Origin of the sequence: Rubrivivax sp. JA1055, from assembly GCF_020966565.1 — a bacterium.
Lineage (GTDB): Bacteria > Pseudomonadota > Gammaproteobacteria > Burkholderiales > Burkholderiaceae_C > Rubrivivax > Rubrivivax benzoatilyticus.
Genome location: NZ_JAJKFP010000002.1, coordinates 184,968 through 209,008 on the forward strand (window position 1 = coordinate 184,968; position 24,041 = coordinate 209,008).

Below are 24,041 nucleotides of genomic sequence, written 5' to 3' on the forward strand. Positions count from 1 at the left end.
CCGCTAGGAGATCTGAATGGCAAAGACCGTTGCCGACGTGATGAAGCTGGTGAAGGAGAACGAAGTCAAGTTCGTCGACTTCCGCTTCACCGACACCCGCGGCAAGGAACAGCACGTCTCGGTGCCCGTTTCCGCTTTCGACGAAGACAAGTTCACCGCCGGTCATGCCTTCGACGGCTCCTCGATCGCCGGCTGGAAGGGCATCGAAGCGTCCGACATGCTGCTGATGCCCGATCCCAGCAGCGCCAACATCGACCCGTTCTACGAAGAGCCGACGCTGATCCTGACCTGCGACGTGCTCGAGCCGGGTGACGGCAAGCCCTACGACCGCGACCCGCGTTCGCTGGCCAAGCGTGCCGAGGCCTACCTGAAGAGCAGCGGCCTGGGCGACACCGCCTTCTTCGGTCCGGAACCCGAGTTCTTCATCTTCGACCAGGTCCACTGGCACGTCGGCATGGACGGCAGCCACGTGAAGATCACGTCGGAAGAAGCCCCGTGGTCGACGAGCAAGGAGCTCGACGGCGGCAACATGGGCCACCGTCCGGCGGTCAAGGGCGGCTACTTCCCGGTGCCCCCGGTCGACAGCTTCCAGGACATGCGCTCGGAGATGTGCCTGATCCTCGAGTCGCTGGGCATCCCGGTCGAAGTCCACCACCACGAAGTGGCGGCCCCGGGCCAGAACGAGATCGGCACCAAGTTCAGCACGCTCGTCGAGAGCGCCGACTGGCTGCAGCTGCAGAAGTACGTGATCCACAACGTCGCGCACGCCTACGGCAAGACCGCGACCTTCATGCCCAAGCCCGTCGTCGGCGACAACGGCTCCGGCATGCACGTGCACCAGTCGGTCTGGAAGGACGGCAAGAACCTGTTCGCCGGCGACGGCTACGGCGGCCTGTCCGAGTTCGCGCTGTACTACATCGGCGGCATCATCAAGCATGCCCGTGCGCTGAACGCGATCACGAACCCGGGCACCAACAGCTACAAGCGTCTGGTGCCGGGCTTCGAAGCGCCGGTCAAGCTGGCCTACTCGGCCCGCAACCGCTCGGCCTCGATCCGCATCCCGTTCGTCAGCAACCCGAAGGGCCGCCGCATCGAAGCGCGTTTCCCGGATCCGCTGATGAACCCGTACCTGGGCTTCGCCGCGCTGCTGATGGCCGGCCTGGACGGCGTCGAGAACAAGATCCACCCGGGCGAAGCCGCCACCAAGGATCTGTACCACCTGCCGCCGGAAGAGGACGCGAAGATCCCGACCGTCTGCCACAGCCTCGACCAGGCCCTCGAGTACCTCGACAAGGACCGCGCCTTCCTGACCAAGGGCGGCGTGTTCACCGATTCGTACATCGACGCCTACATCGACCTGAAGATGCAGGAAGTCACGCGCTTCCGCATGACGACCCATCCGGTCGAGTTCGACATGTACTACAGCATCTAAAGTCCGGCGGCGCTCGCGCGTCACGGTCTGCGGAAGGGACGGCTTGCCGTCCCTTCTTCGTTTGGGCGCGCCACAATCCATCGCACGGAGGTAATGCCCATGTTCCGTCGGCCAGGTGCCGGCCTCGCGCTGCTGCTGACGTCGGCGGCCGCGTTCGCGCAAGGCGACAGCGGCCCCGTCTACCGCTGCCCCGGCAATCCCGAGAGCTACACCAACATGCTGACGCCGCAGCAGGCCAAGGACCGTGGCTGCCGCACGATCGACGGCTCGCCGATCACGATCGTGCAGACCCGCCGGCCCGCGCCTGCGGCGGCGGCGTCCACCGCCCGGCCGGCCGACAGCCGCGTCGACCCCGCCGAGCAGCGTGCCCGCGACAGCGACGCGCGCCGCATCCTGCAGGAGGAACTGCAGCGCGAGGAGCAGCGCCTGGCCGAGCTGCGCAAGGAATACAACGACGGCCAGCCCGAGCGCCGCGGCGACGAGCGCAACTACCAGAAGTACCTGGACCGCACCGCTTCGCTGAAGGCCCAGATCGAGCGCAAGGAAGAAGACCTCGCGGCGATCCGGCGCGAGCTCAACAAGGTCTCGCTGCCGTGAGCGGCGAGCACGAGGCGCTCGAAGGCTTCGATGCCTTCGACTACCTGGCGACGATGGTCGGCATCGGCGCGGCCGACGGCCGCTGCCTGTTCGTCAACTCGACGCTGGAGAACCTGATCGGCCAGTCGCGGCGCACGCTGCGCCGCGGCAGCGTCTTCGACTGGCTCGTCGACCCGACGCGGCTGCGCGAGACGCTGGAGTCGGTGGTGCGCGGCGAGGTCTCCTGCGGCCGCTTCGACGCCGTGCTCAAGCGTCCGGCCTCGCTGGGGCCGGCGGCCGAGCTGCCGGTGCACGTCATCGTCGGCCAGATGGACCATGCCGAGCGCGTGCTGATCGAGCTGATCGAGGTCGAGCAGCAGACCCGGCTGGACCGCGAGGAGCGTGCCCACGGGCTGGCGCAGGCCAACAAGGAACTGGTGCGCAACCTGGCGCACGAGATCAAGAACCCGCTGGGCGGCATCCGCGGCGCGGCGCAGCTGCTGGCGATGGACGTGCAGTCCAGGGAGCTGACCGAGTACACCCAGGTCATCATCCACGAGGCCGACCGGCTGCAGGCGCTCGTCGACCGGCTGCTCGCGCCGCACCGCCGGCCGCACGTCGTCGGCGACGTCAACATCCACGAGATCTGCGAGCGCGTGCGCTCGCTGGTGATGGCCGAGTACCCGCGCGGGCTGACCGTCGAGCGCGACTACGACACCTCGATCCCCGAGTTCCGCGGTGACCGCGAGCAACTGATCCAGGCGGTGCTGAACATCGCCCACAACGCGACGCAGGCGCTGGCCGAGCGCATCGCCGCCGGCGACGCCGAGATCGTGCTGCGCACCCGCGTCGCGCGCCAGGTCACCTTCGGGCGCAAGCGCTTCCGGCTGGCACTCGAATTGCATATCCAGGACAACGGGCCGGGCGTGCCCGAGGACATCCGCGATCGCATCTTCCACCCGCTGGTGTCGGGACGCGAGAACGGCTCCGGCCTCGGGCTGACGCTGGCGCAGACCTTCGTGCAGCAGCATCAGGGCACGATCGAATGCGACAGCGTTCCGGGCCGGACCGTGTTCAAGCTGCTGATTCCTCTGCCCTGAATCCGACCGAATGATCCTCGCCCGTCTGACGCATGTAACGTGGCCAAGCTGCCGCCGCGGATCCGGCTTTGCCGGTTCGAAGACGCTACGGGGGGGCCGATGAAACCGATCTGGATCGTGGACGACGACCAGTCGATCCGCTTCGTGCTGGAGAAGGCGCTGGTGCGCGAGCAGTTCGCCGTGCGCAGCTTCTGCGGCGCACGCGACGTGCTCGCCGCGCTCGACGACGACGAGCCGCAGGTCCTGGTCAGCGACATCCGCATGCCCGGCGGCTCGGGCATCGACCTGCTGTCCAAGGTGAAGGCGCGGCTGCCCGGGCTGCCGGTCATCATCATGACCGCCTACTCCGACCTGGACAGCGCCGTCTCGGCCTTCCAGGGCGGCGCCTTCGAGTACCTGCCCAAGCCCTTCGACCTGACCAAGGCCGTCGAGCTGATCCGCCGCGCCGTCGACGAGAGCCTGCGCGACGAGGTCCGCGAGACGGTGGACAAGGCCGTGCCCGAGATGCTGGGCCAGGCGCCGGCGATGCAGGACGTGTTCCGCGCCATCGGCCGGCTCAGCCAGAGCAACGTCACGGTGCTGATCACCGGCGAGAGCGGCTCGGGCAAGGAGCTGGTGGCGCGTGCGCTGCACAAGCACAGCCCGCGCGGCCAGGGCCCGTTCGTCGCGATCAACACCGCGGCCATCCCCAAGGACCTGCTGGAAAGCGAGCTCTTCGGCCACGAACGCGGCGCCTTCACCGGCGCTCAGACCATGCGCCGCGGCCGCTTCGAGCAGGCCGACGGCGGCACGCTGTTCCTCGACGAGATCGGCGACATGCCGTTCGACCTGCAGACGCGGCTGCTGCGCGTGCTCTCGGACGGCCAGTTCTACCGCGTCGGCGGCCACCAGCCGCTGAAGACCAACGTGCGCGTGATCGCCGCGACGCACCAGAACCTCGAGCAGCGCGTCAAGGACGGCGTCTTCCGCGAAGACCTCTACCACCGCCTGAACGTCATCCGGCTGCGCCTGCCGGCGCTGCGCGAGCGCCGCGAGGACATCCCGATGCTCACCCGCTTCTTCCTGCAGAAGAGCGCGCGTGAACTCGGCGTCGAGGCCAAGCGCATCACCGACTCGGCGGTGGCGCGGCTGCAGGGGTTCGACTTCCCCGGCAACGTGCGCCAGCTCGAGAACGTCTGCCACTGGCTGACGGTGATGGCGCCGGCGCAGGTCGTCGAGGCCAAGGACCTGCCGCCGGAGCTGCTGGCCGGCCCCGATCTGCGGTCCGCGGTGGTGGCGGCGGTGGCTCCGGACGGGGCCGTGCCGGCGGCACCGGTGCCCACGGCCGCGCCGCCGGTCGTCGAGGCCACGACGCCGGGCTGGCTGGCCGACCTGGAGCGCGAGGCGCGCCGCCGGCTCGAGTCCGGCGAACCCGAGGTCTGGGACGTGCTGACGCGCCAGTTCGAGGGCCGGCTGATCCAGACCGCGCTGGACCTCACGCGCGGCCGCCGCATCGAGGCGGCGCAGAAGCTGGGCATCGGCCGCAACACGATCACCCGCAAGATCCAGGAACTCGGCCTGGAGGACTGAATGAGGACGTAGCAGGCCGGAAGGCCTGCTACGCCTCATTCAGGCCCGAGCGCGATTTCACGCGCGAGGGCTGAATGCTAACGGCCGGAAGGCCTGCTACGCCTCATTCAGGCCCGAGCGCGATTTCACGCGCGAGGGCTGAATGCTAACGGCCGGAAGGCCTGCTACGCCTCATTCAGGCCCGAGCGCGATTTCACGCGCGAGGTCAGCGGCGGGGTCCGTCCGGCGGTGGATGCCGTCGCCACCCCGCGATCGGCAGGACCGTTCGGGAGGCGATCATGCCGGCCTCCTCGGCATCTCACTCGTCACGCCGCCATGCGTCGCTCGCTGCAACTGCTTGCCTGCTGGGCTCTCGTCTCGCTTCTTTCCGGCTGCGCCGCACTCGGCGGCAAGCGCCCCGTCTCCGGAGAGGACCTGACCCAGACTCGGCGCATCGGTGTCGTCTCGCTGCTGGGCGACGAGTTCCATGGCCTGCGCATCGGCACGACGGTGTTCCAGAACGCGCGCTACAGCGTCAAGGTTCCCGAGTGGCAGGTCGATGCGTACGCCACCGACAAGGCCATCGAGCTGCTGCGTCAGCGGTCGAGATTCGAAGCCACGGCGCTGGACCGTCGCGACCTCGTCATCGAGCGCCTGCGGGTCGACGGCCCGCAGCAACTGCTGGCGATCGCCGCGCGCCAGGGTGTCGATCGCCTGCTGGTCATCCGTCCGGGCACCGCCACGTCGCAGGAGCGTGTCCTCTTCGCGCCCGGCTACGGGATGATGGAGCGCTCGTTCCTCAACCTGATGCGGCGCTGCGTCTACGCGGCCTATCGCATCGACGTCCTGGACGTGAAGACCGGCCAGGAGATCGCCTGGGAGTGGGGCGGCGACTTCCCGTGCGAGTACGGCGAGACGCCGCAGTTGCCCTTCCTCCCGGGGCTGGAGTACTACAGCGCCGAGCAACGCGAGGGGATCCGGCTGGGGCTGCTGCGTCGGATCGACAAGTCGATGGCCGACGCGCTCGGCGCGCTCGCGCTGATTCCCGAGCCTCGCTGACGCCCCGGCCTGCGGCAGGTCAGGGCGCCGCGCCGGCCGGGTGCGAAGAATCCGGCCATGCGCCCGCGCCTGGCCTTGCTGCTGACCCTGCTGAGCTGCGGTGCTGCCGCCTCCGCCGCACCCACCGGCCCCGTCGTCGACCTCGAGCGCAGCTGGCGCCTGGAGCTCGCGCCGCGGCTGGACGAGGGCAGCTGGGCGACGGTGCGCCTGGACCTGAACGCGCGCGTCTGGACGCTGATGGGCGAACCGGTGGTCTTCTGCACGGCCACCTGGAAGCTCGGCACCGTGCAGCTGAAGACGCCGCGCAGCGGTGACCGCGTCTTCGACCACATCCGCTCCAACACGCCGGCGGCCGCCTGGAAGCGTGTCGCGCTCACCGAGGCACGCTTCGTCGTGCCGCTGGACCGACGGCTGGGCGGTGGCCGCGTCGACACGGCCTGGATCGTCTGCGACATCGGCGCCGCCTACCCCGAGGGTGACCCGCGGCCGTCGTTCAACGTGCCCGGCAGTCCGCCGTGGGGCCGCCTGCTGCTGAACCGCGTGCCGGGGCTCGACGGCGACAAGGCGCTGCAAGGCGCCGACCACTGGCTGCCGGCCGACGAAGCGCGCCGTTTCCTGGCCGACCCTGGCACGACCTTGCGCGCCAGCGCCCATCAGCTCGACACCCTGCGGCTGACGCTGGACGTCGATGCGTTGCGGGCCTTCGATGAACGCGTGCTGGCCGACGAGGAGGCGCGCGAGCTGGAGCGCCGCCGCCAGGGGCGCCGCGGTGCGGCTGCCGACCCGATGAGCGCGATGTTCGACGAGGTCGATGCCGAGGTGCTGCCGCGCCGCCAGGCGGCGGCGAGCGAGCGCGACGCCGCCGCCGACCGCCAGCAGGCCGAACGCGCCGAGGCCCGTCGGCAGCAGGTCGAGCGCCTGCGCTGCGCGGGCGCGCGTGACCTCGACTCCGGTGGCGCCAGCTTCGCTGCCGCCGCGGCGGCGGCGCTGGCGACCGCGCAGCGCTGCGTCGGCCGCCTGGAGGCTTTCCGCGATGCCGCGAGCGGCCGCTGGGGCTACCGCGCTCCGTCGGGCGAGACCCGGGTCGAGCCGCGCTGGCAGGCCGTGCTGCCCTTCGCCGACGGCCGCGGCGGCGTGCACGACGGCAAGGTCTGGCGGCTCGTCGACCGCGACGGGCAGATCGTCGGCGAAGGCCGCTGGAAGGCGCTGCGCCGCTTTGCCGAGGGCCTGGCGCCGGCCAGCGACGGCGAGCGCTGGGGCCTGGTCGACGCCGACGGCCGCTGGGTGCTCGCGCCGCGCTACGACGACCTGGCGGAGTTCTCCGACGGTCTGGCCGCGTTCGCGGAACGTGGTGCCTGGGGGTATGTCGATGCCCAGGGCCGGGTCGTGGTGCCGGCACGCTACCGGCGTGCCGAGCCGTTCGCCGCCGGCGTCGCACGCGTGACGCGGCTGGCCGGCCGCAGCGGGCGCTGCGACAGCTACCGCGAGGACTGGGAGCAGCTCGAGATCGACCGCCAGGGCCGCGAGCTGCGCACCGTTCGGACCTGGACCGAACGCGGCGAGCTCTGCCTGAGCCGGTGAAGACGATGCGTCGCCTGCTGTCGCTGCTGATCCTGCTGGCCGCCGCCGCACCGGCGGTGGCCGCCGACTACCTGCCGATGTGGGTGCCCAAGGGCACCGAGAGCCGCTGGGAGGCCGTGAACGGCCCGTATCCGCTGGCGCTGGACCGGCGTCACCTGGACGGCGACACGGTGTCGGCCATCGTCGTCGAGAGGCGGCTGGAGCAGGAGTCCGAGCGCACGCGCTACCGCTTCGAATGGACCTGCAACGCGCCGGACGGCGGCTGCAGCGGCGACCGCCCGCGGATCCCCGACCTGGGCCGCACGCGCTACGAGGAGGAGCCGACCGGGCGCACGCGCTGGCAGTCGGTGGCGAGCTCCGAGAGCTTCGATGCGCCGGCTTCGCTGCAGGCGCTGGACGCGGCCGGCGCGACGATCGCCAGCGTCGCCACCGTCGTGCCGGTGCGCGGCGGCACGGTCTCGGTGGCGCTGCTGCCGCTGCTGGAGCGCCTGCCCGAGGGCACGCCGCAGCCGGCCACCGTGCGTCTGGTGCTGACCCTGCCGCGCGCCGACGGGCCGGCCGGCATCAAGCCGAGCCCGGAGCAGTTCGCGGCGCTGGCCGCGCGCACGCCGCGCTGGATGGCCCCGGCCGCGCGCCTCGCCGTCTATCGCGACGAACTGAAGGCCCGGCTGCTGGCCGAGGACCATGCCGGCGCGCTGCCGCTGTTCGAGAAGATCGCCGCCGTCGGCGAGCCGCTGCCCGCGGTCTTCACCTACCGCTGGGGCCTGAGCCTGATGAAGGCCGGCCGCACCGCGGACGGCCGCGCCAGGCTGCAGGCCTACCTGAAGCAGGCCGGCGCGCAGGGGCCCGACGCCGAGGCGGCGCGGCGCTGGCTGAAGGCCTCGGCACCGGCACGCTGACGTCGCTGCGCGGACGCGCGTGGCGCGGACTCGCTACGATCGCCCGCATGAAGATCGCCACGTTCAACGTCAACGGCATCACCGCGCGCCTGCCGCGGCTGCTCGAATGGCTGGCCGAGTCCGCCCCCGACGTCGCCTGTCTGCAGGAACTGAAGACCTCCGACGAGACCTTTCCGCTGCAGGCGATCGAGGCCGCCGGCTATGGCGCGATCTGGCATGGGCAGAAGGGCTTCAACGGCGTCGCCGTCCTGGCGCGCGGGCAGCAGCCGGTCGAGCGCCTTCGCGGCCTGCCGGGCGACCCTGACGACACGCACAGCCGCTACCTCGAGGCCCAGGTCGGCGAGTTGATCGTCGGTGCGCTCTACCTGCCCAACGGCAACCCGCAGCCGGGGCCGAAGTTCGACTACAAGCTGAAGTGGATGCAGCGCCTGCTCGAGCACGCGGCGACGCTCGTGGGCCTGGACGCGCCGGTGGTGCTGGCCGGCGACTACAACGTCGTGCCGACCGACGCGGTGCGCGACATCTATTCGCCCAAGGGCTGGCAGAACGACGCGCTGCTGCAGCCCGAGTCGCGCCAGGCGTACCAGCGCCTGCTGGAACTGGGTTTCACCGACGCCCTGGCCACGCTGCACGGCGACGCGGCGATGTACACCTACTGGGACTACTTCCGCCAGCGCTGGGAGCGCAACGCCGGGCTGCGCATCGACCACCTGCTGCTCAACGCGCCGGCCGCCGCGCGGCTCAAGGCCGCCGAGGTCGACCGCTTCATCCGCGGCCGCGAAAAGCCCAGCGACCACGCGCCTGTCTGGGTCGAGCTCGGCTGACGGCGCGAAGGCGGGGGCAGCGAAGGCGGGGTCAGGTCTCGAGAGACCTGACCCCAGCTTTCTCGGCTTTCGAGAGGTCTCAGCTTTCCTCCGCCGCCGTAAAGACGGGGTCAGGTCTTGCGAGACCTGACCCCAGCATTCCTTGCGAGACCTGACCCCAGCATTCCCCGCATGCCTCAGCCGCGGCGGTAGGTGACGAAGGCGTAGCCGAAGTCGTTCGGTGCCGCCGCCTGGTGCGCCTCGCGCGCGACCTCGGTGAAGCCGTCGCGCAGCGTCGCGGGCAGCCGGGTGTCGCCGTCGAAGTCGGCGTCGATCTCGGTCAGCACCAGCTCGTCGACGCGCGGCAGCAGCGCCGCGTACAGCTCGCCGCCGCCGATGACACAGGCCCGCGGCGCGTCGGCCATCAGCGCCAGCGCTGCCTCGGGCGACGCCGCCACTTCAGCACCCGGCGCCACCCAGCCGGCCTGGCGCGTGACGACGATGTTGCGCCGCCCCGGCAGCGGGCGGAACCGCTCCGGCAGCGACTCCCAGGTGCGCCGGCCCATCAGCACCGGCAGCCCCTGCGTCGTGCGCCGGAAGTGCGCCAGATCCTCGGGCAGATGCCAGGGCATCACGCCGTCGCGGCCGATGATGCCGTTGCGCGCGACGGCGGCGACCAGAACCAGCGTCGTCATCGTCAGACCGCGACCGGTGCCTTGATGGCGGGATGGTGCTGGTAGTCGTGCAGCACGAAGTCCTCGTACTCGTAGTCGAAGATCGACGCCGGGCGGCGGCGGATCTCCATCGTCGGGTAGGGGAAGGGCGTGCGCGCGAGCTGGGTCCGCACCTGCTCGGCGTGGTTGCTGTAGAGATGGCAGTCGCCGCCGGTCCAGATGAAGTCGCCGAGCTCGAGGTCGCACTGCTGGGCCATCATCATCGTCAGCAGCGCGTAGCTGGCGATGTTGAACGGCACGCCGAGGAAGATGTCGGCGCTGCGCTGGTAGAGCTGGCAGCTGAGCCGGCCGTCGGCGACGTAGAACTGGAAGAAGGCGTGGCAGGGCATCAGCGCCATCTTCGGCAGCTCGGCGACGTTCCAGGCGCTGACGACGATGCGGCGCGAGTCCGGGTCGGTCTTCAGCAGCCGCACGGCCTCGGCGATCTGGTCGATGGTGCCGCCGTCGGCCGTCGGCCAGCTGCGCCACTGCACGCCGTAGACCGGCCCCAGGTCGCCGTCCTCGCGCGCCCACTCGTCCCAGATCGTCACACCGCGCTCCTGCAGCCAGCGCGCGTTGCCGTCGCCGCGCAGGAACCACAGCAGCTCGAGGATGATGCTCTTCAGGTGGACCTTCTTGGTCGTCACCAGCGGGAAGCCTTCGGACAGGTCGAAACGCATCTGGTGGCCGAAGACGCTCTTCGTGCCGGTGCCGGTGCGGTCGCTCTTGTGCACGCCCGTCGTGTCGACGTGGCGCATGAAATCCTCGTACTGGGAGCGCACCGGGCGCTGGGTCTTGACGGTCATGGCGCCGATTATCCGCGCCGCGGCCGCGGCGCCTGGCTCAGTTCGCCCGCTGGGCCAGCAGCGTCGCCGCCTCGTCGAAGCGGAAGGTCTCGACGAGGTCGGCCAGGCGGTCGAACTCGGCGCCCAGCGACTGGCGCAGCTCGGCTTCGTGCTCGGCCATGTAGCCGGCGCAGGCCGTGTCGCCCGAGGCCAGCAGCAGCGCCAGCCCGGACACGGCGATCGCCGAGTCGAACGTCGGCGGCGGCGGTGGCGGCGCGGCGGCCGCGTCGGGCACGGCGTGCACGCCGGCGACCAGCGTCCGCAGCGCGTCGGCGAGCCCGCGGGTCGCGTCGCCCCGCGCCGCCACCGGGGCGCGTTCGTCGAGCAGGCTCTCCAGCCGGGTCGCGCTCAGGTGGACGTCGCGTGCGCCGACGTTGCCCGCCGCGCCGCGCAGCGCGTGCGACAGCTGGCGCAGCTCGGACCAGCGGCCGGCCTCGCACAGGGCCTGCAGCCGCTCGGCGTCGTCGGCGTGCGTGCGCACGAACAGCCGCAGCAGCGACAGCGCGCGCCCGACGTTGCCGCCGCAGCGCTCCAGTGCGTCGGGGCCGTCGACACCCGGCAGCAGCGGCCAGGAGTCCGGCGGTGTCGCCGCCGCGTCGCCGTCGCCTGCCGCAGCGCTCGCCGCCGCCGCCGCGGCCACCGGCCCGCCGCTGCCCAGCCAGTGCAGCAGGGTGGCGTACAGCGTCCGCGGCTCGACCGGCTTGTGCACGTGGTGATCCATGCCGGCGGCCAGGCACTCGGCCAGCGTGTCCTCGACGTCGGAGGCGGTCAGCGCCAGGATCGGCATCGTCGCGCCGCGGCGGCGGATCTCGCGCGCCGCGCTGAGGCCGTCGACCTCGGGCATCTGCAGGTCCAGCAGCACCAGCGCCGGCCTGTCGGCCAGCGTGCGTTCCACCGCCTCGCGGCCGTTCTCGGCCAGCAGCACCTGCAGGCCGACGGCGCCGAGCAGCGCCGAGGCGCTCTCGCGGTTGACCGGGTCGTCGTCGACCACCAGCACCTTCGCGCCGGCGTGGCGGGCGCGCAGCATGGCCTCGACCGACAGCTGCCCGACCGGCCGTGCGCTGGCGTCGCGGCCACGCGGCAGGTGCAGGCGCAGCCAGAAGCGGCTGCCCTTGCCGGGCCGGCTGTTGACGCCGACCTGGCCCTTCATCAACTCGGCCAGGCGCCGCGTCAGCGCCAGCCCCAGGCCGGCGCCGCCGTGGCGGCGCGTCATCGAGACGTCGCCGGGCTCGAAGGCCCCGAACAGCCGCGGCTGCAGCGCCGCGTCGATGCCCGGGCCGGTGTCGCGCACCTCCAGCAGCAGCGTCACGCCCTCGGCGTCCTCGGCGACACGGCGCGCGACGACCTGCACGCTGCCCTCGGCGGTGAACTTGACCGCGTTCTTGACGTAGTTGCCCAGCGCCCGGCCGAGCATCGCCGGGTCGCCGCGCAGCCACAGCGGCGCGCTGCCGGCGTCCACCGTCAGCGCCAGGCCCTTGCGCCGCGCCTCGGCCTCGACCTGCTCGCGTGTCTGGTGCAGCAGCGCGCCGAGCTCGAAGTCCTGCACGCGCGGCACGACGCCGCCGGCCTCCAGCTCCGACAGCGTCAGCACGTCCTCCAGGATCTCGGCCAGGCGGTCGGCGGCCTCGACGAAGGGCTCCTCGGGGCTGCCGTCGCCACGGTGCAGGTGCGGCGCCAGGTTCAGGATCTGGTGCAGCGGCGTGCGCAGCTCGTGGCTGATGATGCGGATGAAGGCGTCGCGCGCGCGCATGCCGGCCTCGGCGCGGGCGCGTGCGATCTCCAGGTCGGCGGTGCGCTCGTGCACCTGGCGTTCGAGCTCGGCACGGTGGCGGTCCAGCTCCAGCCGCAGTGTCTTGGCCTCGGTGATGTCCTGCACGAAGCCCTGTGCCGCCAGCACGCGCCGGCCGTCGAACTCGGGCTGGCCGACGATGCGCACCCAGCGCTCGCGGCCGCGCGCGGTGCGCACCGGCAGCTCGACGTCGAAGGGCGTGCCGCGGTCGCGGTTGGCCGTCAGCGCGGCCTCGAGCTGCTCGCGCGCCTCGGTGCCCAGGAACTGCATCGTGAACGCGAGGTCGGGCGGGATGTCGCCGTCGACCTCGGCGATGTGCCGGATCTCGTCGGTCCAGGCGATGGACCGGCTGTCGCCGTCGTAGCTCCAGCCGCCGATGCGCGCGATGCGGCTGCTCTCGGCCAGCAGCGCGCGGTCCTTCTTCAGCTCGGTGATGTCGCGCGTGATCCCGAACACGCCGATCAGCTCGCCGCCGCGGTTGCGCAGCGGGCCCTTGGTGACGGTCATCTCGCGCGGCCCCTGCACCGTCGGCAGGACCTCGTCGAACTCGATGGGCCCCTGGTGGGCGCGCCGGTCGTCGGCCTGCAGGCGGTCGACGACCTCGGGCGGGAACACGACCGAGTCGTCGCGCCCCAGCACCTGCTCGCGGGCGTGGCCGGTCAGGCGCTCGGCGGCGCGGTTGAACAGCAGGTAACGCCCCTGCAGGTCCTTGGCGAAGATCATGTCGGGCGAGCTGTCGGTGATCGCCTCGACGACGGCCAGCGCCTCCATGCGTTCGGCCTGGCGGCGGCGTTCGGACTCGTGGCGTTCGAGGGCCTCGCGCTGGCGCCGCAGCGCCAGCAGTGCCGCGGCGCCGAAGCCGGCCAGCAGCGCGGCCAGCAGGACGCCCGAGGCCGCCTGCCAGCGCTGGCGCTCGAGCGTCGTGCGGTCCAGCCGCGTCAGCAGGCTCCACGGGGTTCCGGCGATCGGCGCGAGCAGTCCCAGCGCGGGCGAGCCGCGTTCGTCGCTGCCCTCCAGCACGGTCCCGGCGGGCACCGGGGCCGCCGCGATCGCGCCGGCCTCGGCCGGGCGCCGCCAGACGGAGAAGCCCTTGCGCGACGGCGAGCCGAAATAGACCAGGTCGGCGCCGTCGCGGCGCACCAGCACCGTCGAGATGCCGTCCGCCGACGTGCTGCCGGTGCCCAGGGCCAGCGGCGGCAGGTCGGCTGCGGCCAGCTGCAGCATCGCGAAGCCGCCCGGCGGGGCCTGGCCGGGCGCCAGCGGCACCAGCAGCGTCAGGTGCGGCCCGCCCTCGGCGTCCAGCTGAGGACCCAGCAGCCGTGGGCGGTCTTGTGTTGCGGCCGGCGTGTCCTGCGGCGCGTCCGGCGTCGCGCCGGAGCTCCAGACGACACGCCACTGCGGGTCCAGCAGCGCGGCGGCCACGTAGCCGCGTTCCTCCTGCAGCAGCTTCAGCCGTTCCTTCAGCCGGGACGGCTGCATCTCGCGCACCCGGTCGCCGTCGGCCAGACGCGCCGCGGCCCAGGTCGCGGCCTGGGCGCTGCGCAGTTCGGCGACCGAGTGCAGGGCCTGCACGGCGGCGTGCTGCTGCTGCCGCAGCGACAGCGCCAGGCCGGCCGCGGCGAGCACCGCGACGGTCGCCCCGACGATCAGCGCGAGCCGGCGATCGCCCCGGCTGCCGGGCGGGCGCCGGGTGTCTCCGGCCGGCGCGAGCCGCCGCACCAGCACGTACAGCAGCAGCGAGGTGACGGCGACGAAGACCCAGCCCTTGGTGATGCTGGCCAGCGTGCGGGCCTCGGGGTCGGACATCAGGCGCTCGACCCAGCGGTCCGACAGCAGGATCCACAGCGAGGCCAGCCCGGCGTAGACGAGCGCGGTGCGCAGCGCCGTCAGGCGCGAGCGGCGCCGCGCGCCGGCGATCCCGGAACCTTCAGGGGGCACGATCCGCGGCTTCGTCCTGAGCGTCCTTCGGGTCGGCGAAGGTCGTCGCGATGCGGCAGAACTCGTCGTAGCAGCGCTCGAAAGCCTCGACGACCGCCGGGTCGAAGTGCGTGCCGCGGCCTTCGAGGATCACCGCGCGCGCCTGGCCGTAGTCCCAAGCGTCCTTGTAGCAGCGCTTGGAGATCAGCGCGTCGAAGACGTCGGCCAGCGCCATCAGCCGCGCCGAACGCGGGATCTGCTCGCCGGCCAGGCCGTCGGGGTAGCCGCTGCCGTCCCAGCGCTCGTGGTGGCGGTGGGCGATCTCCTTGGCGATGCGCAGGCAGTCGAGCAGGTTGCGTGTCTTGTCGTCGATCTCGCCGTCCTGCCAGCGCTGGCGCACCTCCTGCTGCACGTCTTCCTCGGCGCGCGTGATCGCGTCGGCGCCGATGGCGGCATGCCGCTTCATCGTCACCCACTCGTCCGGCGTCAGCTTGCCCTTCTTCAGCAGCACCTCGTCGGGGATGCCGACCTTGCCGATGTCGTGCAGCGGTGCCGAGCGCTCCAGCAGCGAGATCGTCGAGTCCGACAGGTCCCAGCCGTGGCTGCGCAGGTCCTCGGCGAGCACGCGCACGTACTTCTGGGTGCGCAGGATGTGGTTGCCGGTCTCCAGGTCGCGGGTCTCGGCCAGGTGGGCCAGCGCGCGGATGACGACCGTCTGCATCAGGTCGCCTTCGAGGTCGCGCAGCTGCTTCTCGCGCTGCAGCTCGTCGCGCAGCAGGCCGCGCAGGCGCGCCGCGTCGAGCTGCGAGCGCACGCGCGCCAGCAGGATCAGCGGGCTGAAGGGCTTCTTGATGTAGTCGGAGGCGCCGGCCTTCAGGCCGGTTTCCTCGTCGCGCTCCTTGCCCAGCGCGGTGACCATCACGACCGGAATGGCGCGTGTGGCCGGGTTCTCGCGCAGCTTCTCGAGCACGACCATGCCGCTCATGTCCGGCATCATCACGTCGAGCAGGATCAGCGACGGCAGCGGCGGGCGCTCGGCCAGGCGCAGCGCGGTCTCGCCGTTGGACGCCGCGATGACGCGGTAACCCTTGTCGCCGAGGATCGTGGCCAGGATCTTCAGGTTGGCCGGCTCGTCGTCGACGATGAGGATCGTCTCCGGGCCGGACGGCGGGGACAGGGCGGCAGGCAAGTCGGATTCCTCTCGGGCAGGGCGCTCGGTGCGGGCACTGCCGGCAGCTTAGGGGCTAACGGTCGCTGCCGGTCGGGGCAAAAGACCTGCGTTTCGGGAGCTCGCCGCATTCTTGCCCTGGCGGCGTCCGTCCGCAACCGGCGTTCCCCCTCCATCAGACCGAGGCCGGCGCCAGTTCGAACTGCATCGCCGCCAGCCGCGCGTACAGCCCGCCGCGCGCCACCAGCTCGGCGTGCGTGCCGACGTCGACGATGCGCCCGCCGTCCATCACCACGATGCGGTCGGCGCGCAGCACGGTGGCCAGGCGGTGGGCGATGACGATCGTCGTGCGCCCGGCCATCGCCGTCTCCAGCGCCGCCTGCACCATGCGCTCGCTCTCGGCGTCCAGCGCGCTGGTCGCCTCGTCGAGCAGCAGCAGCGGCGGGTTCTTCAGCATCGCGCGTGCGATCGCCACGCGCTGGCGCTGGCCGCCGGACAGGCGCACGCCGCGTTCGCCGAGGAAGCTGGCGTAGCCCTCAGGCAGGCGCTCGATGAACTCGTGGGCGTGCGCGGCGCGCGCCGCGGCGATGACCTCGGCGTCGCTGGCGTCGGGGCGGCCATAGCGGATGTTCTCCAGCGCCGACGCCGAGAACACCGTGCTGTCCTGCGGCACGATGCCGATGCGCCCGCGCAGATCGGCCAGCGCCGCCTCGCGCACGTCGACGCCGTCGACCGACACGCGCCCGGCCTGGGCGTCGTAGAAACGCAGCAGCAGCTGCAGCACCGTGCTCTTGCCGGCGCCGCTGGGGCCGACCAGGGCCACCGTCTCGCCGGGCCGCACGTCCAGCGAGAACTCCGCCAGCGAGGGCTGGCCGGGCCGCGACGGGTAGCAGAAGGTGACGCCGTCCAGCCGCACCGCCGAGCCGCCCGAGGTCGGCGGAAGCGCACGCGGCCGCGGCGGGTCGGCCACCGGCGAACGCGCCGCCAGCAGCTCCATCAGCCGCTCGGTCGCGCCAGCGGCGCGCAGCAGCTCGCCCCAGACCTCGGACAGCACCGCCACCGCGCCGACGAAGATGATCACGAAAACCACCGTCTGGCCGAGGTGGCCGGCGCTGATGCGGCCTTCGATGACCGCCTGCGTGCCCTGGTACAGGCCCCAGACCAGCGCGCCGAAGGTCGCGGTGATCATGAAGCCGACGAGCAGCGAGCGCACGACGGTGCGCCGGCGCGCGGTGTCGAAGGCGCTCTCGGTGGCGGCGTCGAAACGCGCCGACTCGCGCCGCTCCTGCACGTAGCCCTGCACGACGGGGATCGCGTTCAGCACCTCGGCGGCGATGGCGCTGGAGTCGGCGACGCGGTCCTGGCTGGCGCGGCTCAACTTGCGCACGCGGCGGCCGAAGTAGATCGACGGCAGCACGACCAGCACCAGGATGCCCAGCACCTGGGTCATGACCCAGGGGTTGGTGACCACCAGCGCCGTCAGCGCGCCCAGCCCCATGACCGTGTTGCGCAGCCCGAGGCTGAGGCTGGAGCCGACGACGGTCTGCACCAGCGTCGTGTCGGTCGTCAGCCGGCTGAGCACCTCGCCGGTCTGGGTGGTCTCGAAGAATTCCGGGCTCTGGCGCACGACGTGGGCGTAGACGGCGTTGCGCAGGTCGGCGGTGATGCGTTCGCCCAGCCAGGTGACCATGTAGAAACGCAGCGCCGAGAACAGCCCCAGCGCGCCGCCGACGGCGAACAGCGCCAGGAAGTGCCCGCGCAGCGCCATCACGCGTTCACCGGGGTCCGCGGCGACCAGCCCCTGGTCGATCAGCGACTTCAGCGCCACCGGGAAGGCCAGCGTGCTGGCCGCGGCGAGCACCAGGAACAGCCCGGCGAGCGCGACGCGGCCGCGGTACGGCCGCACGAAGGGCAGCAGCCCGGAGAGCGAACGCACGCGGCGCGCCGGCGCCGCGTCGTCGGCGGCACGCGCCGCCGGGGAGGTGGGGGTGGAAGCCATCGCCGCGCAGTGTAGGCAGCGCCGCCGAACGGCGCTCGCGGCGGGGCGGCGCTACAGGTTGTTGGCCAGCAGCCGGCGCACCAGCAGGTCGCGCAGGCCGTGTGCGTCGGCCAGGCCCAGGCGTTCGAGGTAGGGGCGCGGTGCCTCGCGGCCTTCCCAGAGGCTCTTGAGCGTCATCTGCAGCAGCTCGGCCGGGTGTTCGCTGGCGTGCTTGAGCTTCTTCAGCGCACGCACGATGCGGATCTCGTCGTCGGTGAGGTCGGTGCCGAACGGGAACTCGGGCAGCAGCCCGGCCGCAGCCCAGGGCTGCAGCTGGTCTTCCAGCGTCTGCGGCAGGTTGCGGCGGTGGCGTTCGGGCACGACGTAGCCGGCCTCGAGCTTGCCGTGGGCCTGCGCCTGGTGCACCAGCTCGTCCTGGAAACGCGAGTCGGCCACCGCGATCAGTCGCTTGACGACCTCGCCGTCGGACTGCCCGCGCAGGTCGGCGACGCCGTACTCGGTGACGACGATGTCGCGCAGATGGCGCGGGATCGTCACGTTGCCGTAGCTCCAGACGATGCTGCTGGTCAGGCCCTGCTTCGTGGCGTGTGTCGAGCGCAGCATCATCACCAGGCGCGCGTCGGGCAGGGCGTGCGACATCGCGACGAAGTTGTACTGGCCGCCGACGCCGCTGACCACCTGGCCGTTCTCCAGCGCGTCGCTGGCCGCCGCACCGAGCAGCGTGACGACCATCGTCGTGTTCATGAAACGCGCGCGGCGGCGCTGCTGGCGCTTCAACTCGTCGTCGCCGTAGAGCTGGTTGATGAAGTCGATGCGCGTCATGTCGATCTTCGCCAGCTCCTGCGGCGGCATCGTGCGCAGGCGCTCGTAGAAGTCGCGCGGGCCGATGAAGAAGCCGCCGTGCATGAACACGCCGCCGAGCAGCCGCGGCCCGAGCATCGCCGTGCAGACGGTGTCGAGGGCGGCGGCGTCGCGCAGGTCGGCGCTGCAGCGGCGCTCGCCGCAGACGAGGTCGCTGCCGTCCAGCCGCACCTCGGCGCGCAGCACGCCGAACCTCTGCAGGAAGGCCAGGTCACGCGCGTCCAGCGGCGCGCGCACGCGGCCGGCCTCCAGCAGCGCGGCCAGGGTCTGCGGGCGCACCGTCGCGTCGGCGATGCGGCCCTCGTTGAGCAGGCGCTGCAGCACCGCGTCGGCGTAGACCTCGCGGCGCACGATGCCGGCCTCGATGAGCTTCAGGAAGCCGTTGACGAACATCTCCGAGCAGCCGTAGAGCCCGGTGTCGAAGCGTCCGGTCTCGCGCCCGGACAGGTCGCCGCCGGTCAGCGACTCGAGGATGCGGCGGTACTCGCTGCCGTGGCGGTCGCGCACGATCAGCGCCTGCGCGATCGCGTCGCCCAGCGAGCCGATGCCGATCTGCAGCGTGCCGCCGTCGACGACGAAGCTCGACGCGTGCAGGCCGATCGCGTAGTCGGCGAACGAGACCTTGTTGTTCGGCGGCGCGAACACGGCGTGCGTGCCGCGCGGGTCGGTGACGACGAGGTCGAACAGCCCCGGGTCGACCTCGGCGCCGTTGGGCATGAACGGCATCTTCTGGTTGACCACGCCGACGGTCATCACCTTGCGGCCGCTGGCGTGCACACGCTCGATGATCTCGGCGCTGACGTCGGGGTTGGACGACAGCGACAGCCGCATCGTGTCGCCGGTGCCGCGTGCGGCCACCGCCTGGGCGATGACGTTCATGCCCTGCACCGCCATGTCGCGTGCGACGAAGGTGTAGTTGGTCGAGATGTAGTTCTGCTGCGCCGTGGCGTTGCCGAGGTAGTCGCCGGTCTTCATGAAGAACTCGCGCACCTCGACGTTGCTCGGCAGCCGGCCGGCGCGCAGGTCGACGACGTAGTCCAGGTCGGGGTAGTCCTCGAAGACACGCGCCACTAGCGGCTCGAGGAAGTGGCGCTCGATGTCGGACTTGCCGACCGGCTTCTGCAGCGACAGCGCGGTGACGATGCGCAGCCGCCGCGACGGGTCGTCGCGCAGCCGGCGGTACAGCGCGTTGACGAAGGGGTTGGGCTTGCCGACGCCCAGCGGGATGCCGAGCACGATGTCGCCCGGGACCGTCTCCAGCACCTCGTCGACCGCGGCCTCGATCGAGTCGACGAACTTTGGCGCACCCATGTCTGTCTCCATCGTGTGGTCTGTCTTGTGCTGCCCAGCATCGACCGTGGTTCGGGCTGGTCGCTTGACGCAGAGCAAGCGCCAAGGGCCCGCTGTCTAGGGGGTCACGAGCCCCTGCTTCAGTCGTCCCCGGTTGTGGTCGAATACCGGCGGCGGTGCGCCGATGCTGAACGTTCCGACGATCCCCATTCCCGACGAGACGCTGCCCCCGCGTCGCCGGCTGGCGACCGGGGTGGCGCTCGGCGTGCTGCTGGTCGTGTCGATGGCCGCCGCCGGCTGGGGGCTGGCGCGGCTGTTCGGCGGCCTCGGGCCGCTGGCCGCGCCGGCGGCTGCGGCGCTGGCCGCCGCCGGCGTCGGCGTGCCGCTGGTGCTGTGGCTGCTGCACCTGCTGCGGGCGCTGGACGGCACGCGCGCCGCGCTGGCGCGGCTGGAGACCGTCGACCCGGCCACCGGCATCACCAACCGCCCCAACTTCCTGGCCTCGGCCGAACGCGAATGGTCGCGGGCGCGGCGCTACGGCACTGGCGCGGCGCTGCTGGTCGTCGAGGTCGACCAGGTCGCGCGCCTGGTCGAGGGCCGCGGCATCGCCGCCGCCGAGACCGTGCTGCGCGCGCTGGCGCGCGACACCGAGCAGACGCTGCGCGGCGGCGACCTGATCGCCCGTTTCGGCGACACCCAGTTCGCCGTCTGGCTGGTGCATGCCGACCCGACCGGCGCGCTCGACGTCGCCGAGCGCATCCGCGAGCGCTCCGAGCAGATGGAGATCCCCTGCGGCGCGCACCCGCTGCGCGTCACGGTGAGTGTCGGCGTCGCCGCGCTGCGGCTGGCGCACCAGAACCTGTCGGCGCTGATCGACGACGTCGACGCCGCGCTGGCCGCCGCGCAGCAGGCCGGCGGCAACTGCGTGCGCGCCGCGCCGGTGGACCTGCGCCGCCGCCGCGCCGACGCGCCGCCGCCCTGATCAGCCCAACCGCAGCCGGCTGGCGTAGCCCGTCATCTCCAGGTAACCCAGGCCGACGCGGCGCCCGCGTTCGTCGAGCAGCTCGCTCAGGCCTTCCCAGTAGACCGCGCCGGTGCCGCCGCGGCTGTCGAGTTCCTGGCCGTCGAGCAGCGCGCGCACGCGCCAGCGCCCGGCCGGCGTGTCGACCTGCCATTCGACCGGGTACTCGGCGCGGGTCGCCGGGCTCGCCCAGCGCCGGCCGGGCGTGAAGACCACGTCGGCGGGCGCGAAGGCCGCGGCCGTGCCGCCGGACGCACGCCAGCTGCCGCCGGCCCACAGTGCGCTGCCGTCGGCGCGGCGCAGACGGAAGGCGGTCAGCGCGCCGCCGTCGAACAGGTTGATGCCGATCCAGTCCCAGCCGACGGCCTCGGGGTGCAGGATCTCGTCGCTCCACTCGTGGTCCATCCAGGCGACGCCGCGCGCCTCGACCGGGCGGCCGTCGGCGTTGAACCGGCACGTTGCCGCGAGTTGGGGCTCGCTCACGTAGTGGCTGGCCTGACGTTCCTCCGGGCCTTTGCGCGAGAAACCGGCGTCGCCCTGCAGCAGCAGCGGCTGCGTCGGCGCCAGCGTCAGGTCGAGGCCGAAGCCGGCTGCCGGCAGCCGGGCGCGGTAGCCGGGGCCGGAACGTTCCAGCCACCAGTCGCCCAGGCGCACGCCGACGTCGTCGGTCCTGGCCCAGGCCGGGCCTTCGGCCGTGTCGCCCGACCAGCGCGCGATGCGCTGCGCGTGGTGGTGGCGGCGGGCTTCCAGGTCGGTCAGCGCGGCGTGCGCGAACAGGATCTGGCGCGGCGCGAAGCGGCTCTGCAGGTCCTCGGCCAGCCCGGTGCGGCTGCGGAAGAAGGTCAGCTGGTAACCCCAGCGCGGCGCCTCCGGCGTGCCGGCCCAGCCGGTGGCGTACCACCACTCGGTGCGCGTGTCCGGGTGCGCGCCGTGGTCGCGCGGGAAGACCAGCGGCCGGCGGCGGATCTGGGCGTGAGCGGGCAGCGCGGCGGCGCCGGCGAGTGCGAGCAGATGGCGGCGCCTCACCAGTCCCTCTGAACACTACTAACGATAGTTAGCAGGTAAGTCATTGATTCACTTCATCTTCCATCGGCTAACAGTTTTCTTGGCGCGCGGACAGCGTAGCCTGAGCCGGCGAGGGTTGTCTGTGGGCGCAGTCTCGCTTAGTTGAACAGCTCGCGCTCAATCAGCGCCAAGTATCGGCCTGGTGGCGCCAAGCACGGTGCGCTCGCCGGCCGCAAGCACGGTGGAGGCGGCGCCGACAGCGCCGCTGCAGTTCCTGCCACTCGAGCTGTCGACGCCAAGCGCGGCCGCTGCGGTCGATGATCCGCATCGACGCGCTGTGGCTGTGCGCGCAGCCGGTGGACATGCGCGCCGGTGCCGACCGGCTGCTGGCGAGCGTCCTCGCCGCGCTGGGCGAGGCGCACGCGCACCACGGCTACCTCTTCGCCAACGCGCGCACCACGCGCATCAAGCTGCTCGTGCACGACGGCTTCGGCATCTGGTGCTCCGCGCGGCGGCTGCACGCCGGGCGCTTTGTCTGGACGAGTCCGTCGGGCACGCCGGCGCTGGCGCTCACGCGCGAGCAGTTCGACGCGCTGGTCGTCGGGCTGCCGTGGCGGCGGCTGCCCGGCCAGAGGATCACGGACCACCAAGTGCACCAGGACAAGCAAGACCGCAACCGCTTTACGCAGGTGGCGGCCGCCGACAGAGCCGGAGCCAGCGAGTGCAGCGCGCGCCGAATCGAGCAGGGCCAGACACTGCCGCGGTTACCGAAGACGTTCATCCCGGTGCCCAGAGCGGATCCTCTCGCGAGGCGAGAATGCGAATGCGTCGCATTCGCGCTTTGGATACCATGACTTGGACGCACCTCAGAGGTGTCAGTCTTTGTATTCTCAAAACGCCAGCATTACGCAACTTGGAGGGTGATTGTGACGATTCTGATCCGTATGCTTATCGCGATCTTCGCTGTGCTGTTGGCGCCTGCCGCGGCGCATGCGCAGGCGTACGACTCCGGCACCGTTCCTGACGAGCAAGGCCGCCAAGCGTTGCTAAATAGAGCGCCAGATATTGGTCGCGACAATATATCGATTCATTCGAACTTCCCTCAGATTATCGAGCAGAACTTCGCGGCGATGAGGCCCGTCAAAGCGGCTGCCGTAATAGATAACTTGACGGATATAGAGCTGAGCAATCTAAAGCAGTTCTATGCCGCGGCCAATTTTGACGCTAATCGAGAATCCAGGCTGCTTCCGATTCTCGCGTATCGCCTGAACGCGAAGCGACTGGCCCGGATAGCGCGGCATTTTGGGTATGCTGAAACTTACGCCGCAGTTTCCGGTTATTCCCCCGAGAAACTGGTATCTTTCTCTGTCGCCTACGCAAACGAGCCGGCTCCTGCGGCGGTCGCGCAAGGAGGCGGAATCGGCAGGTTCCTGGGCTTCACGCCACACGAGATCTACTTGGACTTTCGTACTGCGCCGGTGGGCTCTCTAGGCGTTACCGGCGCGCTGTACGAGACAGCAGCAGTTCTTGGTAGCGCCATAAGCGTCTCCTACGGGGCTGGCTACACCGCTGGCTCAGCCGCGGCCTACCTTATTGAGACGTATAGCCCCTCCACCTGGGACGCGATTGGCGGAACGGTCGCAGGCATGGTCGACAACATGACCCAGGCGTACGACCTAGCAACGCTTGGGTAAATGCAGGAAAGTCTTGGCGCAGTGTTTGGACTCAGTTCGTATGTTAGAGATCAGCAGATAAATAATGGCGGAGACTACGGGTGCTCTACTGCTTGGCAGAGAAATTACCTTTATGGGACGCCAGAGGAATGCGCTGACGATTATAGTCCGCTTTGCCCCGGTAGGTGATAAATGGACTCAATGAGGAATGGCTCCATCATCGACCGAGCATTGGTAGGTCTGCTTCTGGTTGGTGCGACTGCCGCACTAACGGTGCCGGATGTCGGATTTCTTCATTCAATTCTTTGGCTACTATTTTCGGTCTACTCGGTCCGCTTCGTATTCCGCCTTCGCCGCGCTGGCTACCTTGGAAAGACGCCCGGCGAAATATATGCCGCCAGCAGTCAGGGGGGGGGCATGTCAATCGGGATCATGGAGATCTTCGCGGTGATATTGTCAAATTTCGCGTTGTATCTATAGGCGGGCTCGGCTTTTCTGGCAACGAGGCGGCTGCGGGCCAGCAGATCAATGCCTTGATCGCCGCGTTCAACGCCGAGCAGACGATCAAGCTCGAGCAGGAACTGTTCAAGCAGCGGAAGCGACTTGCCGATGCCCAGAGGAGCCTGGAAACCAAGGTGACCAAGGCCGCCTCTGATAGCGAGCGCATCGCAGGCGACAAGGCCAGCTTGATATAGAGCTGAACAGCTCGCAGTCGATCGTCGTATGAGTACATGAACTACCTCTCACGGTAGTCCAAGAAAT

Annotated in this window: 19 protein-coding genes; 12 read left to right on the top strand and 7 right to left on the bottom strand. The window is 71.0% G+C overall.

The window, feature by feature from the left end:
- Positions 1-16: 16 nt before the first annotated feature.
- The 8 genes from glnA to xth all read left to right on the top strand — a co-directional run bounded on the left by glnA (position 17) and on the right by xth (position 9,019).
- Entirely contained in the window at positions 17-1,432 is a 1,416-nt protein-coding gene (gene glnA, locus LOC65_RS03990) for a type I glutamate--ammonia ligase (protein ID WP_230246723.1), read from the top strand.
- Between the two features lie 99 nt (positions 1,433-1,531).
- Positions 1,532-2,029 (top strand): hypothetical protein, encoded by a 498-nt coding sequence (locus LOC65_RS03995; protein ID WP_009858576.1) that lies wholly within the window; start codon positions 1,532-1,534, stop codon positions 2,027-2,029.
- A gap of 53 nt (positions 2,030-2,082) precedes the next feature.
- Positions 2,083-3,108 (top strand): nitrogen regulation protein NR(II), encoded by a 1,026-nt coding sequence (gene glnL, locus LOC65_RS04000; protein WP_206026560.1) that lies wholly within the window; start codon positions 2,083-2,085, stop codon positions 3,106-3,108.
- A gap of 99 nt (positions 3,109-3,207) precedes the next feature.
- A complete protein-coding gene (gene ntrC / locus LOC65_RS04005; protein ID WP_009858578.1) occupies positions 3,208-4,677 on the top strand; it encodes a nitrogen regulation protein NR(I) in 1,470 nt (489 codons plus the stop codon).
- Between the two features lie 315 nt (positions 4,678-4,992).
- The gene (locus tag LOC65_RS04010) at positions 4,993-5,715 is read left to right on the top strand and encodes a hypothetical protein (protein WP_230246724.1); all 723 of its coding nucleotides are present in this window, start codon (positions 4,993-4,995) and stop codon (positions 5,713-5,715) included.
- 57 nt (positions 5,716-5,772) lie between these two features.
- A complete protein-coding gene (locus LOC65_RS04015; protein ID WP_230246725.1) occupies positions 5,773-7,296 on the top strand; it encodes a WG repeat-containing protein in 1,524 nt (507 codons plus the stop codon).
- A 5-nt stretch (positions 7,297-7,301) separates the two neighbouring features.
- Complete coding sequence (locus LOC65_RS04020; RefSeq protein ID WP_230246877.1) at positions 7,302-8,195, top strand: hypothetical protein; 894 nt, start codon at positions 7,302-7,304, stop codon at positions 8,193-8,195.
- Positions 8,196-8,242: 47 nt separating this feature from the next.
- Entirely contained in the window at positions 8,243-9,019 is a 777-nt protein-coding gene (gene xth, locus LOC65_RS04025; protein WP_230246726.1) for an exodeoxyribonuclease III, read from the top strand.
- Between the two features lie 176 nt (positions 9,020-9,195).
- Here the strand turns inward: xth and LOC65_RS04030 are convergent, their stop codons facing one another.
- The 6 genes from LOC65_RS04030 to LOC65_RS04055 form a co-directional block, all read right to left on the bottom strand.
- Complete coding sequence (locus LOC65_RS04030) at positions 9,196-9,693, bottom strand: dihydrofolate reductase (RefSeq protein WP_230246727.1); 498 nt, start codon at positions 9,691-9,693, stop codon at positions 9,196-9,198.
- 2 nt (positions 9,694-9,695) lie between these two features.
- On the bottom strand, positions 9,696-10,517 hold the full coding sequence (locus LOC65_RS04035; protein ID WP_230246728.1) for a thymidylate synthase: 822 nt from the start codon (positions 10,515-10,517) through the stop codon (positions 9,696-9,698).
- Positions 10,518-10,554: 37 nt separating this feature from the next.
- A complete protein-coding gene (locus LOC65_RS04040; RefSeq protein ID WP_230246729.1) occupies positions 10,555-14,283 on the bottom strand; it encodes a PAS domain-containing sensor histidine kinase in 3,729 nt (1,242 codons plus the stop codon).
- The gene (locus LOC65_RS04045) at positions 14,273-15,451 is read right to left on the bottom strand and encodes an HD-GYP domain-containing protein (protein WP_009858125.1); all 1,179 of its coding nucleotides are present in this window, start codon (positions 15,449-15,451) and stop codon (positions 14,273-14,275) included. The genes LOC65_RS04040 and LOC65_RS04045 overlap by 11 nt, the downstream gene beginning before the upstream one ends.
- Before the next feature lie 154 nt (positions 15,452-15,605).
- Positions 15,606-17,429, bottom strand: coding sequence for an ABC transporter transmembrane domain-containing protein (locus tag LOC65_RS04050; protein ID WP_009858124.1), 1,824 nt, complete (start codon positions 17,427-17,429; stop codon positions 15,606-15,608).
- A 51-nt stretch (positions 17,430-17,480) separates the two neighbouring features.
- The gene (locus LOC65_RS04055) at positions 17,481-19,601 is read right to left on the bottom strand and encodes an acetyl-CoA hydrolase/transferase C-terminal domain-containing protein (protein WP_230246730.1); all 2,121 of its coding nucleotides are present in this window, start codon (positions 19,599-19,601) and stop codon (positions 17,481-17,483) included.
- 163 nt (positions 19,602-19,764) lie between these two features.
- Between LOC65_RS04055 and LOC65_RS04060 the strand changes: the two genes are divergently transcribed.
- Positions 19,765-20,562: a GGDEF domain-containing protein gene (locus tag LOC65_RS04060; protein ID WP_081666903.1), complete on the top strand. Its 798-nt coding sequence runs from the start codon at positions 19,765-19,767 to the stop codon at positions 20,560-20,562.
- On the opposite strand, the gene LOC65_RS04065 is transcribed toward LOC65_RS04060, so the two are convergent.
- Entirely contained in the window at positions 20,563-21,627 is a 1,065-nt protein-coding gene (locus tag LOC65_RS04065; protein WP_230246731.1) for a carotenoid 1,2-hydratase, read from the bottom strand. It abuts the gene before it with no gap.
- 296 nt (positions 21,628-21,923) lie between these two features.
- Here LOC65_RS04065 and tnpB point away from each other — a divergent pair, with 296 nt between their 5' ends.
- The 3 genes from tnpB (at position 21,924) to LOC65_RS04080 (ending at position 23,974) form a co-directional block, all read left to right on the top strand.
- Positions 21,924-22,460: an IS66 family insertion sequence element accessory protein TnpB gene (gene tnpB / locus LOC65_RS04070; RefSeq protein ID WP_230246732.1), complete on the top strand. Its 537-nt coding sequence runs from the start codon at positions 21,924-21,926 to the stop codon at positions 22,458-22,460.
- Between the two features lie 72 nt (positions 22,461-22,532).
- Positions 22,533-23,300 (top strand): hypothetical protein, encoded by a 768-nt coding sequence (locus LOC65_RS04075; protein WP_230246733.1) that lies wholly within the window; start codon positions 22,533-22,535, stop codon positions 23,298-23,300.
- 512 nt (positions 23,301-23,812) lie between these two features.
- Positions 23,813-23,974, top strand: a complete 162-nt coding sequence (locus LOC65_RS04080; RefSeq protein WP_405048240.1) for a hypothetical protein — start codon at positions 23,813-23,815, stop codon at positions 23,972-23,974.
- The last annotated feature ends 67 nt before the right edge of the window (positions 23,975-24,041 follow it).